At 67.4% G+C, this 14,064-nt stretch carries 15 protein-coding genes and 1 pseudogene; 11 read left to right on the top strand and 5 right to left on the bottom strand.

All coding sequences use genetic code 11. From position 1 onward, the window contains the following. Window positions 1–188: 188 nt before the first annotated feature. On the top strand, window positions 189–935 hold the full coding sequence (locus tag CW362_RS15215; RefSeq protein ID WP_103549986.1) for a hypothetical protein: 747 nt from the start codon (window positions 189–191) through the stop codon (window positions 933–935). A gap of 201 nt (window positions 936–1,136) precedes the next feature. On the opposite strand, the gene CW362_RS15210 is transcribed toward CW362_RS15215, so the two are convergent. Next, window positions 1,137–2,000 carry a hypothetical protein gene (locus CW362_RS15210; RefSeq protein WP_103549985.1) on the bottom strand — a complete coding sequence of 288 codons (864 nt, stop codon included), beginning with the start codon at window positions 1,998–2,000 and terminating at the stop codon, window positions 1,137–1,139. Window positions 2,001–2,475: 475 nt separating this feature from the next. Here CW362_RS15210 and CW362_RS15205 point away from each other — a divergent pair, with 475 nt between their 5' ends. Beyond that, window positions 2,476–2,889 carry a MerR family transcriptional regulator gene (locus CW362_RS15205; RefSeq protein WP_206300961.1) on the top strand — a complete coding sequence of 138 codons (414 nt, stop codon included), beginning with the start codon at window positions 2,476–2,478 and terminating at the stop codon, window positions 2,887–2,889. A gap of 412 nt (window positions 2,890–3,301) precedes the next feature. Then, the gene (locus tag CW362_RS15200; protein WP_240657804.1) at window positions 3,302–4,426 is read left to right on the top strand and encodes a tyrosine-type recombinase/integrase; all 1,125 of its coding nucleotides are present in this window, start codon (window positions 3,302–3,304) and stop codon (window positions 4,424–4,426) included. Window positions 4,427–4,459: 33 nt separating this feature from the next. Here CW362_RS15200 and CW362_RS45630 read toward each other — a convergent pair whose 3' ends face one another. Continuing rightward, window positions 4,460–4,672, bottom strand: coding sequence for a helix-turn-helix domain-containing protein (locus CW362_RS45630; RefSeq protein WP_103549983.1), 213 nt, complete (start codon window positions 4,670–4,672; stop codon window positions 4,460–4,462). Continuing rightward, window positions 4,669–5,193 carry a WhiB family transcriptional regulator gene (locus CW362_RS43295; protein WP_162684086.1) on the bottom strand — a complete coding sequence of 175 codons (525 nt, stop codon included), beginning with the start codon at window positions 5,191–5,193 and terminating at the stop codon, window positions 4,669–4,671. The genes CW362_RS45630 and CW362_RS43295 overlap by 4 nt, the downstream gene beginning before the upstream one ends. A gap of 460 nt (window positions 5,194–5,653) precedes the next feature. On the opposite strand from CW362_RS43295, the gene CW362_RS15185 reads away from it, so the two are divergent. Further along, the gene (locus CW362_RS15185; RefSeq protein ID WP_103550047.1) at window positions 5,654–6,397 is read left to right on the top strand and encodes a GNAT family N-acetyltransferase; all 744 of its coding nucleotides are present in this window, start codon (window positions 5,654–5,656) and stop codon (window positions 6,395–6,397) included. Between the two features lie 10 nt (window positions 6,398–6,407). On the opposite strand, the pseudogene CW362_RS44045 reads toward CW362_RS15185, so the two are convergent. Then, window positions 6,408–6,536: pseudogene (locus CW362_RS44045) on the bottom strand (IS21-like element helper ATPase IstB); the annotation flags it as partial. Window positions 6,537–6,626: 90 nt separating this feature from the next. On the opposite strand from CW362_RS44045, the gene CW362_RS15175 reads away from it, so the two are divergent. Together CW362_RS15175 and CW362_RS15170 are read left to right on the top strand one after the other, a co-directional pair. Beyond that, a complete protein-coding gene (locus tag CW362_RS15175) occupies window positions 6,627–7,184 on the top strand; it encodes a hypothetical protein (protein ID WP_240657803.1) in 558 nt (185 codons plus the stop codon). Between the two features lie 403 nt (window positions 7,185–7,587). Beyond that, the gene (locus CW362_RS15170) at window positions 7,588–8,601 is read left to right on the top strand and encodes an NAD-dependent epimerase/dehydratase family protein (RefSeq protein WP_162684085.1); all 1,014 of its coding nucleotides are present in this window, start codon (window positions 7,588–7,590) and stop codon (window positions 8,599–8,601) included. 1 nt (window position 8,602) lies between these two features. Here CW362_RS15170 and CW362_RS15165 read toward each other — a convergent pair whose 3' ends face one another. Further along, window positions 8,603–9,931: a DNA-binding protein gene (locus CW362_RS15165; RefSeq protein ID WP_103549981.1), complete on the bottom strand. Its 1,329-nt coding sequence runs from the start codon at window positions 9,929–9,931 to the stop codon at window positions 8,603–8,605. A gap of 329 nt (window positions 9,932–10,260) precedes the next feature. Here CW362_RS15165 and CW362_RS43290 point away from each other — a divergent pair, with 329 nt between their 5' ends. The 5 genes from CW362_RS43290 to CW362_RS15150 all read left to right on the top strand — a co-directional run bounded on the left by CW362_RS43290 (window position 10,261) and on the right by CW362_RS15150 (window position 13,570). Further along, on the top strand, window positions 10,261–10,752 hold the full coding sequence (locus CW362_RS43290) for an ATP-binding protein (protein ID WP_162684084.1): 492 nt from the start codon (window positions 10,261–10,263) through the stop codon (window positions 10,750–10,752). A gap of 44 nt (window positions 10,753–10,796) precedes the next feature. Further along, window positions 10,797–11,333 carry a hypothetical protein gene (locus CW362_RS15160; RefSeq protein WP_103549980.1) on the top strand — a complete coding sequence of 179 codons (537 nt, stop codon included), beginning with the start codon at window positions 10,797–10,799 and terminating at the stop codon, window positions 11,331–11,333. A gap of 222 nt (window positions 11,334–11,555) precedes the next feature. Next, window positions 11,556–12,572, top strand: coding sequence for a radical SAM protein (locus tag CW362_RS15155; protein ID WP_338069058.1), 1,017 nt, complete (start codon window positions 11,556–11,558; stop codon window positions 12,570–12,572). Continuing rightward, window positions 12,569–12,703, top strand: a complete 135-nt coding sequence (locus CW362_RS45260) for a hypothetical protein (protein WP_276313668.1) — start codon at window positions 12,569–12,571, stop codon at window positions 12,701–12,703. Before CW362_RS15155 ends, CW362_RS45260 begins: the two co-directional genes overlap by 4 nt. Before the next feature lie 63 nt (window positions 12,704–12,766). After that, the gene (locus CW362_RS15150) at window positions 12,767–13,570 is read left to right on the top strand and encodes an aminoglycoside phosphotransferase (RefSeq protein WP_240657802.1); all 804 of its coding nucleotides are present in this window, start codon (window positions 12,767–12,769) and stop codon (window positions 13,568–13,570) included. Window positions 13,571–14,064 lie beyond the last annotated feature (494 nt).

Here is a 14,064-nt window from a genome sequence, read left to right as displayed (position 1 = left end):
GGGAAGTCATCGAGCTCGAACCCAGCGGCTGCCGGTTGCCGCGTCCAGTGGTTCGACCGACTCGTGGCCGAGTACCCGGCCGGCCGGACCGGCTCCCGATGGAAAACCCAGGCCGCAGAGCCCGTACCGACGGCCGGTAGTGTGACTGCCCGACAGTCACACACGTTTCTTCGGAAAAGAAGTTCAGGATGCACATCCTGGAAGATCCCTCCGAGCTCTCGACCCGCGCACAAGACCTCCTGCGCCGCACAGCCCGGCGCGAGCGCCCCTCTCGGTTCGGGCTGCCGATCGAACTCTGGCGGGTGCGCGACCGCACGGGGAGACTCGTCCCCGCTCCCATGGACCTCATCATCCGGTGCGAGGGGTTCGAGCGGAGATTCGGAGGCCTGCGCTACGAGGTACGCCGTAGCCGGGTTGTGAACGGGGACCGGCACGAGACCGCCCGCGGGTGGGAGTACGACCACCTCGGCCCGCGGACGGCAGCGTGGCAGGACCCGGGAAGAGGAGGCTGGTACTTCGAATGGACCGGCGAGCGCGTGTCGAAGCCGTGCCGGGACTTGATCCACACCGACGGCAGTGTGGGCACCGACGTCGACGGCGGCAGTCCCTACCTCCCCATTGCCCCGTCGCTCCTGCACCTGATCGAATCGCATGCCCTCACCGACGCCGTCGCGACATGGAAGCCGTGGCCCGTGGACAGCCTTGCCGTGTCGGCCCTCGAACTCCTCGACGGCCTGGTGGTGGTGCCTGAGGCCTCATGGGGTTCCTCCCGGTGGCGGCTGTCGGACACCGTTGCTGTCATGGATCACGACAGCTGGGACCACGAGAATCCGCGCCGTCGGACGCTCGTCTGGTCGCGCGAGGAGACCGGTCACCGTCAGGTGCAGGCAGCCCTGAACGGAGATGACGCACCGACTCCGCGGCTGCGCCGATGACCGCGCCGGCCTGAAGTGGTTCGAAGGGGACAGCCTCCTTCACACGAAGCGGGACTCCCGTGAACTCAACTTTCTGAAGCAGGAGTTGCTCGTTCCGCCACCGAGTGACCGGAACCAACCCACCAACGACGCAAGGAGCCTGAATGCGTGATGCCGGTCAGCCGCCCATGGCCGGGCCGGTCGCGGTCGTCCGGCCGGGGATCAAGCCGGCGTGGTCCGTGGACGAGTGACCAGGGCGTGGTTGCGGGCCCGGAGAGCCCGGCGCTCCCCGGCCTCGGCGAGCACCGCGGTCCTGGCTTCCTCTCCGGCGTCGAACGGCGCCGGAGAGAAGCGGTCGCCGACTCTGACGTGCTGTTCCCAGTCGTCCTGCCAGAACTCCACCGTCCAGCCCGGCCACAACTCCGGTACTTGATGAGCCTGTGGCGAGGAATAGAGGGACCACCAGCCCAGACGGCGGCGTTCCGGGTCGAGGTGGATGCCGGAGTTGACGTGCAGGCGGCAGACCCGGTGCCCGGGGGCGTCCGCCAGGCGGTCGAGCAGGGCGGCGCCCTCGCGGACCGGGTGGTCGAAGGCGTCGGAGGCGACGTGGCAGCGGTCGGCGCCGACCGTGATCACCACACCGCCCGGATCGGACCCGGTCAGGTCCTCGTCGTCGGGGGCCAGGAGCGGGGCCGAAGAGAGGTCCGCATCGCGGCGGCGGACGTACTCCGGGTCCAGTCCGACGTACTCGCGCAGTTCGGCCGGACCGTCGTACAGCCAGCGGACCTCCCAGCCCGGCCACGCCGCTCGGATCGACTCGAACATGGCCGCGCGGTGGCGGAGTTCAGTGCTGGGCCCCTCCCAGGCGAAGAACAGGAGCACCTTCCGGCCGAGGTCGAGCAGTATCCCGCCCTGGGCCATGGTGTCGTCCAACCACCAGCCGTCCTGGCGGAGTCCGGGAAGCATGGCGAGAACTGGCGTCGGCCCGTCCAGCAGGTCGAGGTCGATTCCGACCGCCCAGCCGGTCCGGTACAGCTCATGTGTGCCGTTCTCACGGACCACGATGACGTTGGCTCTGTCTCCCATCCGGTCAGCATGGCCGGGCGGGAGGCTGACGGCCATCCGTTTTCGGCGGCTTCGGGACACCGGTGTCCAGAGAGTGAAGGCTTGTCGACAGGGCGGGGGCCGAGGTCGTGGTCATGCCCCTCGGAGCGGTGCGGTGATCACGCTCCAACGACCGTGCGGTGTGCGGTGCCGACTCCGAACGCGTGATGCCGGTCGGTCGTCCATGCTCAGGCCGGTGCTGGTCAGGCAGTCGTCGGCCAGGTCCGGACGGTGCGCCGGTCGTCCGCGCAGGGCCCGGCGATGCGCTCCTTGCCCGTTCGGGTGCGCAACGTCCATCGATCGGGCCGGGCCAGGGGCGCGCTGTCGGGGCCGTCGGCCTCGGAACGGCAGCATGCGGCCCGGCCGCCACCACCATCTCTACCCTCACGTTAGAGTAGAGATCGACGCGGCCGCGCGCGGGTGCGGTCGAGACGAGAAGGGCCGGAGGACCACGGGCGTGGACGGCAAGCACATGCAGATCGGAGAGGTCGCCGCGCGGACCGAGCTGTCCCTGCGCACCATCCGGCACTACGAGGAGGTCGGCCTCGTCGTCCCCTCCGCCCGCTCGCGGGGCGGCTTCCGTCTCTACACCGAGACCGACGTCGCCCGTCTCATGGTCATCCGCCGCATGAAGCCCCTCGGCTTCACCCTGGACCAGATGCGCGACCTGCTCGACGCCACCGACCGGCTCGATGCCGAGGACGCGCTCGGTGCCGACGAGCTCGAGACCCTGCTGGACCGCGTCCGCACCTACCAGCAGGCCGCCGCCGAACAGGTCGAGAAGCTGCGGGTCCAGCTCGCACGCGCCGAAGACTTCGAAGGCACCCTCCGCAGGCGCCTGTCGGCATCCGCACCCTCCAGCGACTCCTGACGAACGACCGGCGGACGGGGGTCCGTCCGCCCAGGTCGCCCGCTCGGCGAGGACCTGGGCGTCCGCACGCGTGACCTTCGCTACCGCAAGGTCAATACTGGGGGTGACAGCCCTCTCACCGATTCGCGTTCCATCACTCCACGCATCCGACAGGCCGTCACGAAAGTCGGCATCGGGTCGGCACCAGCACCGCCGCGGCCCGACGGCGAGCACCGCGAAAGATCAAGGTCAAAACCATCCGCACCAGGTTTGACCAGGGAAGACACAGGCCAGGAACCCGTCCGTCAATCCCATCGGGAGGTACCCATGAAGATGCTCATCAACGTCTTCTAGTTTGGCGCGGCCGCAGGTCAGTCCCATGCTGAGAGGCCCTTGGTCAGCAAACTCCCAGCATGAGTCAGGAGACGCGCACTTGGCGACCCAGCTCGTCCGCGGAATGGGCAGCTTCTTCAAAAGCTGCGCCTGCGCCCGCCAGAACCGTTGCAGCCACCCGTACGCCATTCGCTACCGCGACGCGGCAGGTCGGCAGCGTGAGGAGACCGGCTACTCCACGCAGCAAACGGCGCTCGACCGGCTGACCAAAGTCTACGAGGAGAAGCGGTCCACTCCCCGCGCCCAGGCCGAACTGAAAAGAGAGCTCGGAAAACAGCGTTTCGGTCAATACGCCGCCGCCTGGCTGACCCGGCAACGGCACTACGCCCCGGGCAGCACTCGCTCAGTCACCCAGGTCCTCAACAGCCAGATTCTGCCCGTGCTGGAGTCTCGGCGGATGAACACATTCACGGCGACGGCGGTCGACGACTTCATCATGTCGATGGAGGAACGTTCCGTCGGTCTCGCGGCTCAGCAGAACGCGTTCGACACCTTGAAGAAGATTCTCCTCGACGCGCGCCGCCGTGGCGGCATCGCCGAGGATCCGTTCGACGGCGTCGTACCGCCCGAGTATGTCCCGCGGGAGATCACCATCCCCACGCTGGACGAGATACACGCCCTCAAGGCCGTCAGCAGCGACGGGCTTCGGATCATCATCGACCTCATGTCGGGCTCCGGGCTCCGTAACGGAGAGGCATTCGCCGCAAATCTGGAGCGGATGGTCGCGGACGACGTCTACCGCATCACCGAACAGATAGAAGGAAAGACGCGCGAACGAGCGCCCCTCAAGCACCGCAAGGCCGGAGAGTTCCGTGAGACTCCGATGCCGTGGACCGTACGGGAGTCCCTGCTCCGCTACGAGAAGGAGCACGGCGCCGACGCGAACGGATACCTCCTACGAACCCAGCGGTCTCCTTACTGGGCCCATACGACGCTCAACTACCAATGGGGCGCCGCCAAGAGACAGGCAGCGATCAACAAGAAGCTGACCACGTACTCGCTGCGCCACTTCTTCGCCTCCAACTGCCTGGCCGGGGGCATACCCATCACCGATGTCGCGGAGTGGATGGGGCACAGGAACATCAACATGACCTTCAAGATCTACCGGCACCTCATGCCGGCCTCCATCGGCCGTGCCGCGAAGCTCTTGAACGAGGGCTTGTAGCGAGAAGGGGGGCGGGTCGCTACCCGCCCCCCTTCAGGAGACCTTCTGTTGCTTCGCCCACGCGTCCAGCTCAGCAATGCTGAATCTCAGCTTCCCACCGAAGTAGTACCTCGCTACCCCATGACGCTGGGACTCCCGATACATCCAGCGTCGGCCTACATTGAGGTACGCGGCCGCTTCGTCGACTCCCAGGTACTGGATCCCTCGCTCACCGCACGCCCCGGTGACTGATTCAGCTCGGCTCATATCAGGGCGACTTCAGCAACGGCCCGCCCGATGCACGGACTTTCTGGGTGTTCAGCGCAGGACCTCAACTCCCGCCGGATGAGCTTCTTCACGTGCGCCTCGGACACCTTGAGGACTTCGGCCAGCCGCAAAACAGACGTGCCGGACTCGGCAGCTCGCCGGATCAACTCATGTCTCTCGGGTCTGGTGAGATACACGTCCCTCCCGACCAGCGCCGCCTCGACCCTCACAGGATCACATCGCAGCTCAAAGCGGTTCCGCATGACCCTGCGCTCCGCCTCCGTAAATCCGCCCCGAACACCAGCGGCGTCACCACTTTCCAGGGCGGCCTCAAGGCACATCTTCCTGACCGTGCAGGATGAACAGATCCCCTTGGCGAGACGCACGCGCTGTTCGTCCACAGGCGTTCCGGGAAAGAAGAGATCGGGATCCTTGAGTACCTCAACCGCCTCTGCGCATGCCGCTCTTCCTTGCCAAGTTTGATCTCCTCTGGCTCGAAGCCTTGGGTGCCCTTCACGCATCGTCGACCGCCTCCTGCTCGGTACCTGCACTGAGCCTGTGGTCCGCCATGGGACCAACAGAGGTACGAGCATCCGTACAAACACCGGTTTCCCTAACCGGCGATCGTCGGCTATGTTGCCCGGCTCGCCTATCCCAGGTGATCCGACAACGCGGTGAGGTCGCCAGCGCCGGACTTGGAAAATTCGCATCGCGGCCGGTTCTCGTGGCACTTCTGGTTCACCCCGATGACCTGCCCACCCCCATAGCGCGGCAACATGTCGGAGACGTGGCCCTGGAGTCATTCGGCGGCTCCGGCATGTTGGCTTCGAGCGGCCCCAGTTGGTGGGGAATTGGAGGCTTCCGGACGTCCTGAAGTGGCCCCGGGGATTGGCTTGCGTTGGGACCACCTGCGGCATCTTCCCGCTGGGCGGCCAACGAAATCCCTCGGCGTCTGTGATCTCGGGGTGGCAGGATCGGCTGATGGCTGTTGATCCGTTGCTGAAGCAGGCTCAGGGTGTGTGGGAAACGTTGGCTGCTGTGCCGGTGTCGTTTCCCTTGGTGGAGGGCTTGAACGTGGTCACGTCGCCCGCCTCGCAGCTGGCTCCGCCTTCGTGGGCTGGGATTGTGGTGCTGGGTGACTCGGCGATCGTCACGGCGCCGACGGACAGGGATGCGCAGGTTCTGCGTCGGCTCCTGGCCGTGATGCCGACCAGCTCACTGACGTCTTCAGAAGCGGTTCGGGCCGTATTGCCTGTTAATGAGATGCTCGGTCCGGCAGTCTTGGGATACGTGTCACGTGACAGCTTCCGCCCGGTGCCGGCGAGCCGTTCCGTTGAACGGCTTGCCCCTGGGCATCAGGACTTGATGGCGTTGGTGAAGTCGGTGTCGCCCGAGGACGCCGGCGAGAGCGGGATGGACGAGATCACCTCCGCTGCGTTCGTCGTGCGCAAGGGCGCGAACGTGGTGGCCGCGGCGGGGTTTCAAGCCTGGCCCTCAGCAGCGGCCCATCTGTGCGTGCTCACCGCGCCGGGGGAAAGAGGCCGCGGGCTGGCGCGACAGGTCGCTTCTGCGGCGGTGGCGCAGGCACTCGCCGACGGTCTGCTCCCGCAGTGGCGTGCCCGTCCAATGGCCTCCCGTAACGTTGCACGGGCGCTGGGGTTTCGCGAGCTGGGAAGCCAGCTCAGCATCCGCTTGGACCAGGAGGAGCTTCGCCTGGAAGGCTGACCGGAGCGTGTCACCCTGCGGCTTTGTTCTTCTGGGCTTTGGAGCGGGCCAGGCGATATGACTCGATACCGGTCTCGATGATGGAGGTGTTGAAGGTGAGCCGGTCCACGATCGCCGCACAAAGCCTCGGATCGGTGAAGGGGTCTGGTGCAGGTCAGACCCCAATGCCCAGAGAAGGAAAGGAAATTCAGCAGACTCGGGCTGAGCCGGCTGGGTACCATTTCCGGCCATGCCCCTCAGCGACACCCCAAAGCGGGAACGGGATCCATTCCTCGAAGCCGTTGGTCGGATCACGCTCGCCGCCGGAGAGCTCGATCACTCTCTCCGGAGCCTGCTCGGCTCCATCGCCTTCGAACCGACGCTTATCAAGTACGCCAACGCCGCGAAGACCGATCAGCTCATCCAGTTCTGCAAACTGGCTCTGACGAACGGCGTCATCGAGCCCGAGGGCGTCGATGAGATCACCAAGTGTCTGGAGCGCGCCGACAGGTTCCGCGACCGGCGAAACAAGATCGTCCACGCCATCTACTCGCAGAACGAGTCGGGCACCGGGATCGAGGGCTTGAACCCCGTCAGGAAGAACCTGGGGTATAGAGCGACCCCTATCTCCGTCGAGGAGATGGAGGCGTTGGCTGACGAGGTCGCCCTGCTCCGAAGCGACATGTTCCGCGCTGGGTGGAACGCAACCGCAGGCAAGGCCCCTGGCTTGGGGACAATCCCAGCCCCCAAGCCCGGGGAGTTCGTCAACGGTGTCCGAATCATCGCCACTCCGGCGACGGAGGCATAACGGCCCGTCCGGCGCAGTGGCTACTCCGCGGGATCCTCGCCCGTATGCCACACCGCCTTCTTGACGGCCATTTCGACGCCGACCCGGGACATCCCCTCCGTCGACGCGGCGTGCTTGGTGATCGCGGCTTGGACCTTCCCAGCCTCGGTACACCAGGCTCGCTACTGCTCTTCGTACTCATCACCGGTGAGGCCAGCAAGGCGGACGCGCGCTTCTTCCGCAGCGCGCTCGAGTTCAACCAGATCATCGGGAATTTCCACGACCGGTGGTCTTACGTTCGGGCGCGGCAGTTCACCTTCGGCGCACGGATCGCACCGCGCACCAGGCGTGGGCCTCGCTACCAACGGCCATCGACCGTGCGGGGCGCTTCCATTGCATTCGGCGGCACGGCAGGATCCACTCCATGAGGATTCTGGTCATGGGCGGTACGTGGTTCCTGGGCAAGCGCATCGCAGAGGACGCACTGGCGCGAGGCTGGGAGGTCGCCACGTTCAACCGTGGGCTCTCGGGCCGCGACGTGCCAGGCGTGGAGACGTTCCGCGGCGACCGTACGAACATCACCGACCTGAACCGCCTTGCGGCACAGGGGCCGTGGGACGCGGCGATCGACACCTCCAGCTCCGACCTCGCACCCCGAGACGTCCTGGCGGCCGCGACCGCGCTGCGCCCGGTCGTGCACCGATGGGTGCACATCTCCACCGTGTCCGTCTATCAGGGCTGGCCGCACCTGTCGCTCACCGACGACTCACCGCTCCTCGAATGTCCACCGGACGCCGACGAGTCGTACGGCTACACCGGCGCTGACGGCTCGCCTACCCAATACGGGTTCCAGAAGGCCGGCGGCGAGCGGGCCGTGACCGAAGTCTTCGGTGACGCTGCGGTGTTCCTCCGCCCTGGAGTCATCCTCGGCCCCGGCGAGTACGTGGGCCGCCTGCCTTGGTGGCTGGAGCGGGCCAAGCGGGGCGGTCGCATCCTCGCCCCGGCTCCTGCCGAGCAGCGCATTCAGCCGGTCGACGTGCGCGACGTCGCCCGCTTCGCTCTCACACAGGCGACAGGCTCGGCGCGCGGCGGCTTCAACGTCACCCACCCCGATGGCATCTCGTTCCGCGACTTCCTGGAAGCGTGCCTGACGGAAACGGGCGGTGCCGGAGCACCGGTCTGGGTTGATCCCTCAGTACTGGTCGAACAGGGCGTCAAGCAGTGGACGGAGCTGCCTCTGTGGCGCACTCACGCCGGGGTGTGGGCGGTCGACTCCAGCCGCGCAGTGGCGGCAGGGCTGGAATGCCGCACCATCGCCGAGACGGTCCGTGACACGTGGCGATGGTGGGCGGCCGACGGGCGGCCCGTGGACCACCCGCGGTGGGCGGAGCACGGGATCGCCCCGGAGACGGAGGCGAAGATCCTCGCCTCGTTGTGAGTCAGCCCTCGATCGCGTGGAGCCCTATGTGCGGGCCGATCCGGTGGGGTGGAGACACTCGGTTGTAGTCCTCGATCCGTTCCACCAGCGCCGTCGGCGTCTGTGCGCCGTGGTACTCGGGCCTGGCCAGATGCCGCGCGATGCGTGCCGTACGGACGACGATCCCTGTCTGCCGGTGTTCCGTCGGCACTGCCCACACCGGTTGGAGGGCGTCGGCTGCGCCGTCCACGTCGTCGGCCAGGATCCGGGCATAAGCGAGGTCTGCCGCCGCACCGGCACGCACGTGTTCCGACTGCTGCTCGCTCGGCCGCTGCTCGATGAGCTCCAGAGCGCGCCGAGCGTCAGTTTCGGCTTGCGCTGCATCACCCATGAGCAATGCCGTCGTGCTGGTGGACATGGCCAGCCGTTCCGGCGAGAACGCGAATTCCCCGCCGATCTCGTCGTGGAGCTCGTCGCAACGGCCCGTGCCGTCTTCCGCGGACAGCAGTATGGCCCGTCGGGCACTGCCCACATCGCCGAGATGCGCATGCGCTCGGGCCTTGATGGCGTGCAGACGCCGGTGGGCCGTGTCTCCGAGGCCGCCGTACGTCAGCGCGCGCGTGGCCTTCGCCACCGCCTCGGTGGCGCTGCCCGTGTGGTAGGCGATGTAGGCCAACGTGCCGTCGGCGTAGGCCTGGAGGGGGGTGAATCGGGTGGTCTCGCCGAACATGGCAGCCGTACGCGCAAGGCTGCGGGCGCTCGGGAAATACCCGAGGTCGAACGCTGCGACCGACAACAGAGCAGCCGACTGCCCGTTCAGGATCATGAGCTGCTGCAGTTGGACGGGGACCTGCGTCCGGTCCCGCTGCCGCTCGATCAGCAGGCGCAACCGATCGGCCTCTTCATAGGCCTGTGCCGGTGACACCAGGTGATATCGCTGGGCGATACCTGTCACCTGGTCGCGCAGCTCATCGATGGTGTTGTCTGAGATGGACGCCGATGCGGTTGCATCGGCGCCTTGGAGGGCGTCATCTGCGGTCATTCGAACTCGCTCTTCCAGGTCATTCGCGGGTGCCTGGGGATCGGTCTGCGGCGGCGGCCCGAACAGTTCCTCGGCCTTGTACTGGGGCCACATCGCTTCCAGAACCTGGCAGGTCGCCGGGCCGGGGGATGTCGCTAACTTGCCGCCCGTCCACCGCCGGAACTGCGTTTCACCGCACGTCGGGTTGTTGGGACTGTTCCCGAAGAGCCGCACACCGGCCTCGGTGAACCGCTCCTCGAACCGCCGGTAAGGAAGCCTGTCCCGGTCGCACAGCCACGCGAGCAGTGTCCTCGGCTCAGCACTTCTCATCCCGTCCCCAGTCCGCGGTGCCACGATCAGCCGGCCTACGCGCCGATCCCTTCTCCGGGAAGGGGATACCGCAACCGCACACCGCCGCAACCCAGCCCGTGCAGAAGGTACTTCAAAGCTACCCGGAGGCCACCTGCACCGCCCGGAAGAGGCGAAGAGGCCATGTTGCAAGCCATGGTGAAGGCACGGGCCACGGGTGAACGCTGATCGCCTACTAGCTGAGAGTACGCAACCGAGCACAATCGTGAACCTGGGAGTTCCCCGTGAATCCGCGCGCAATCGAACCCGCAGCCCCAACGGACCCCCCGCCAGGGGGAGCAACCGTCACCGTGCTGCGCCCGACCGACACTGCGACCGCACTTCTGCCGCTGCCCGCGGAGCGGTCCCCGTTTCGGTGGACTGCCCGCCTGGCCGCCAACGACGGGGCGGCAGCGAACGCACGGCTGCGCGCCCGCCCCCGCCTCACCATGTCCAAGTGGCCCGGCAACATCGACGCCGCCGCCCGGGTCGCCTCCCACCTGGCCGACAATGCCGTCCGGCACGGGAAGCCGTTCCCCGACGACAAGATCGTCCTTCGGCTGCTCGCCCACGGCGAAACTGACGAACTGCTCGTCGAGGTCGACGACGCGTTCCCCGACTTCCCGCGCTTCGACCAGGTCGCGAACCAGAGCCCCGAGTCCCGCCTCTCACCCCCTGGGCTGTGGTGGCCTGCCCACTACCGCGGCACGATCTCGTGGGACCTGAAGAGGGATGGCGACGGGATGGTCATCGGCAAGACCGTACAAGCCCTCCTCCCAGCGACCTGGGACGGTTCCGCATGACGCCCGCCCCCCTTCCCCAGCGGGCGGCGAAACCGCTCCGCGGAATGCCGAACAGCGTCGAATTCACGACACGCGTCCTGGACATCGCATCCGAGGACGTCACCACGGGCATGGGCAGCCTCGCCGCACGCGTGCGGAACCTGATGAACCTCCAGCAGGGGAGACCGTTCCGCTTACCGTTAGGCGGCCTGTTCTTCGACATCGTCGTCACCGCCGCCGGCCCCGACGCCTACGCCGTCGTGGACCTCATGGACATCGCCCAGCACGCCCCCGGCCACCGCCTCGACGCCTGCGGCCCCGTGATCGAGGACCCGGAGCGCGGCTGGCTCATCTGGCTCGTCCCCCCGGGCACACACGCGGCCTGGGAGCCCCACCGCTACGGCACCTGCCTGGGCGCCCCGTACGAACTCGCCCTGCCACCGCTGCTCCAGACGGAGCCGCCGGGCCCGTACTGGCTGCGCCCGTGCCGCGGTGACCGCCTCGTGCCGCACTGGCCACTGGCCGACTTCCTCGGCCGGTTCAAGCCGGGCCCGATCCCGCACGAGGAACTCCTCGGAGCTGTTCTCAGCACCATCTCCTGATCTCCGCGTGCGGCGGTGGCGTACGCCCTGGTTCCCTCCGCCGCACGCGGTTCCACTCCCCGCCGCCGCCGGACACCTGACCTGGCACCCGGCGGCAGGGAATCAACCGCGAGGGGGAACACCATGCGCCAGCTTGTTGCCACACCGTTCGGAGAGCACCGCCTCCTCTTACGCCGAGGCAGCCCGAAAGCCGTACAGCTTCCCCACTCCAAGTTCGAGGAGTTGCGGACTCTGATCACGGTGCCGGGCAGCGTACCCGGGTGGCTCGTCGACGCCGTGGCCGCCCAGTGGCAGATGGACGTCTCCGGCCAGGCCCTCGACGAGGTCCTCCTGCTGCGGGAGGCGGGACCGTACGAGTTCAGCCGGGCAACGTGGGAGATCAATCTCGGCTGTGACTACGACTGCGAGATGTGTTACCTCGGCGAGAAGCGGTTCGAAGGCCTCGACATGCAGGGCAAGCGCACGCTGCTGACGGTGATGCGCGACGCCGGGGTGCTCTGGCTCCAGATCACCGGCGGAGAGCCGCTGATCGACCCCGACTTCCTCAAGTCCTACCGGCTCGCCAACGAGCTGGGCATGCAGCTCGAAGTCCTGTCCAACGGCTCCCAGCTACGCAGGGACCGTGTCCTGGACGTGCTGCGCACCTACCCGCCGACGAAGCTGACGCTGAGCCTGTACGGGGCGACGGCCGACACGTACGACGCGGTGACCCGCCGGCGCGGCGGCTTCGACCGGTTCCGCGAAGGGGTGCACAAGGCCCTCGAAGCCGGCCTCAGGATCGATCTGAGCCTGATCATCGTGCGGACCAACGCGCACGAGGTCGACGCCATGCGGGCCTGGGCCACCGAGCTCGGGGTGCCGTTCCGCGAGTACGCCAACATCTCGCCCACGATCCACGGCACCACGGAAACCCTGCCGTCCCAGTCGCCCGAATACCTCACCGACCGCAAACCGTTCACGGGCTGCCCGGCGGGTGTGACCTTCTTCCACGCCGACCCGTTCGGCCGCGCCTCGATCTGCAAGGTCGGCCGGGAGCCCAGCATCGACCTGACCGCCGAAGGTGTGCCAGGCCTTGCCCGACTCGGCCGGATCGCCGAGTCCCTCATGCTTCGCACCGGAGGATGCAGCGGCTGCAAACTCTCAGCCACCTGCCGCGTGTGCCGACCGATGGCACGGGTCTTCCAGGAAGCGAAGGCACCACTCAGAAACTACTGCCAACACGGAGAGAGGTCGTCATGACTGCTGTCATGGTCGAGATCACACCCGCACCCGCGCCCGCTGACCCGGCCGAGATCGTCCTGGTCGGCGACATCGCCGAGCTGACCGCAAGCATTGAGTCCGGCTGCAACGACGACAACCCGTACAAGTAGCTCAACCGTCGGGGGCGCGCATCACCCCCGGCCCCCCCCTACGCCCGTACCTCTGGAGAATTCATGCCCACTCCGCGTATCACCGAGCTGCCGGACGAAGTGCGCTCGCTGATCGAGAAAGCCAGCGGCCGGATCACCGACATCGGAACCGTCCACGCGGGCCTCAACAGCTCCATCGCCGCCGTCGTGCGAACCAGCACCCGCACCCTGTTCGTCAAGGGCCTGCCGCTCGACCACCCCCGCGTCTGGACGCAGCAACGCGAGGCGGACATCGCCCCGTACGTGCGCGACATCGCCCCCGAACTGCGCTGGCTCGTGGAAGCCGACGGGTGGAGCCTCCTCGGGTTCCAGTACGTCGAGGGAAGTCACGCCGACTTCACCCCCGGCTCCTCCGACCTGCCCGCCATCTCCGCGGCCATGGCACAGCTCGCCGAGCTCCCGGCCCCCGACATCAAGCTGAAGGAGATGGCGCACCGACTCCGCGGCTACGTCGACGACCCGGCCGACCTGAAATGGTTCGAAGGCGACAGTCTCCTTCACACGGAGTGGAACCCGCACAACGTCCTCATCACGAAGGCCGGCGCCCTGTTCGTCGACTGGGGGTGGGCATCGACCGGCGCAGCGTGGATCGACCCCGCGCTCTGGCTGCTGTGGCTGATCGCCCACGGCCACACCGCGGAACAGGCCGAGAACGTGGCCGCCGCACACCCGGCGTGGAAACGCGCCCCGCGCGCCGGACTCGACGCCCTCGCCCGTGCCCAACAGTGCCTGTGGGACTCCATCGCCGAACAGAGCCCTGACAAGTGGGCGCAGCCGATGCAGGCCGCGGCCCGGGTCTGGAACATGTACCGGCAACACCAGCACTGACCCGATACACCCCCCGTTCGCCCGCCCCTGAGACGGACGAACGGGGTTTCCGCTGCCCCAGCAAGTCGCTGAGATAGGTGTCCCAAGTCGGACTCTCTTGGGCAAGGACGAAATGGGTCACCTCCGTGCTGCGGCTGCGCAGCAGGTCCATCAGGATGTCCTGTTCGGCACGGACGGTGGCTGGGGCGTACGGCCTCCAAGAGCTGGCGGCCTTCTGGCGGGTCAGAACAGGGTGGACTTCGGTGCCGTCGAGGCCATGGGTGATGTTGCTGGCATAACGCATGGCAACGTGGCGCAGAGCGCCGTACTCGCTGGCGGCGTGCGGGGTGAGCACCACGAATCCTCCAGAAACTGCTGCTGGACGAGTCGGACGCGGCACAGACAGCCCCAGGCAGGACGGCCCCGGGGCTGTCGAGTCAGGGCTGCTGGCCCCCGGAGGTCTCGCGGCTGTCAGTCGACTGGGCTGGCCTGGGTGCTCGGGACCTGCGACAGCC

The sequence above is a fragment of the Streptomyces populi genome (assembly GCF_002911015.1).
GTDB classification, from domain to species: Bacteria; Actinomycetota; Actinomycetes; order Streptomycetales; family Streptomycetaceae; genus Streptomyces; species Streptomyces populi.
The sequence above is the reverse complement of the archived record's forward strand: the minus strand, read 5'-3'. Positions and strand labels throughout refer to the sequence as shown.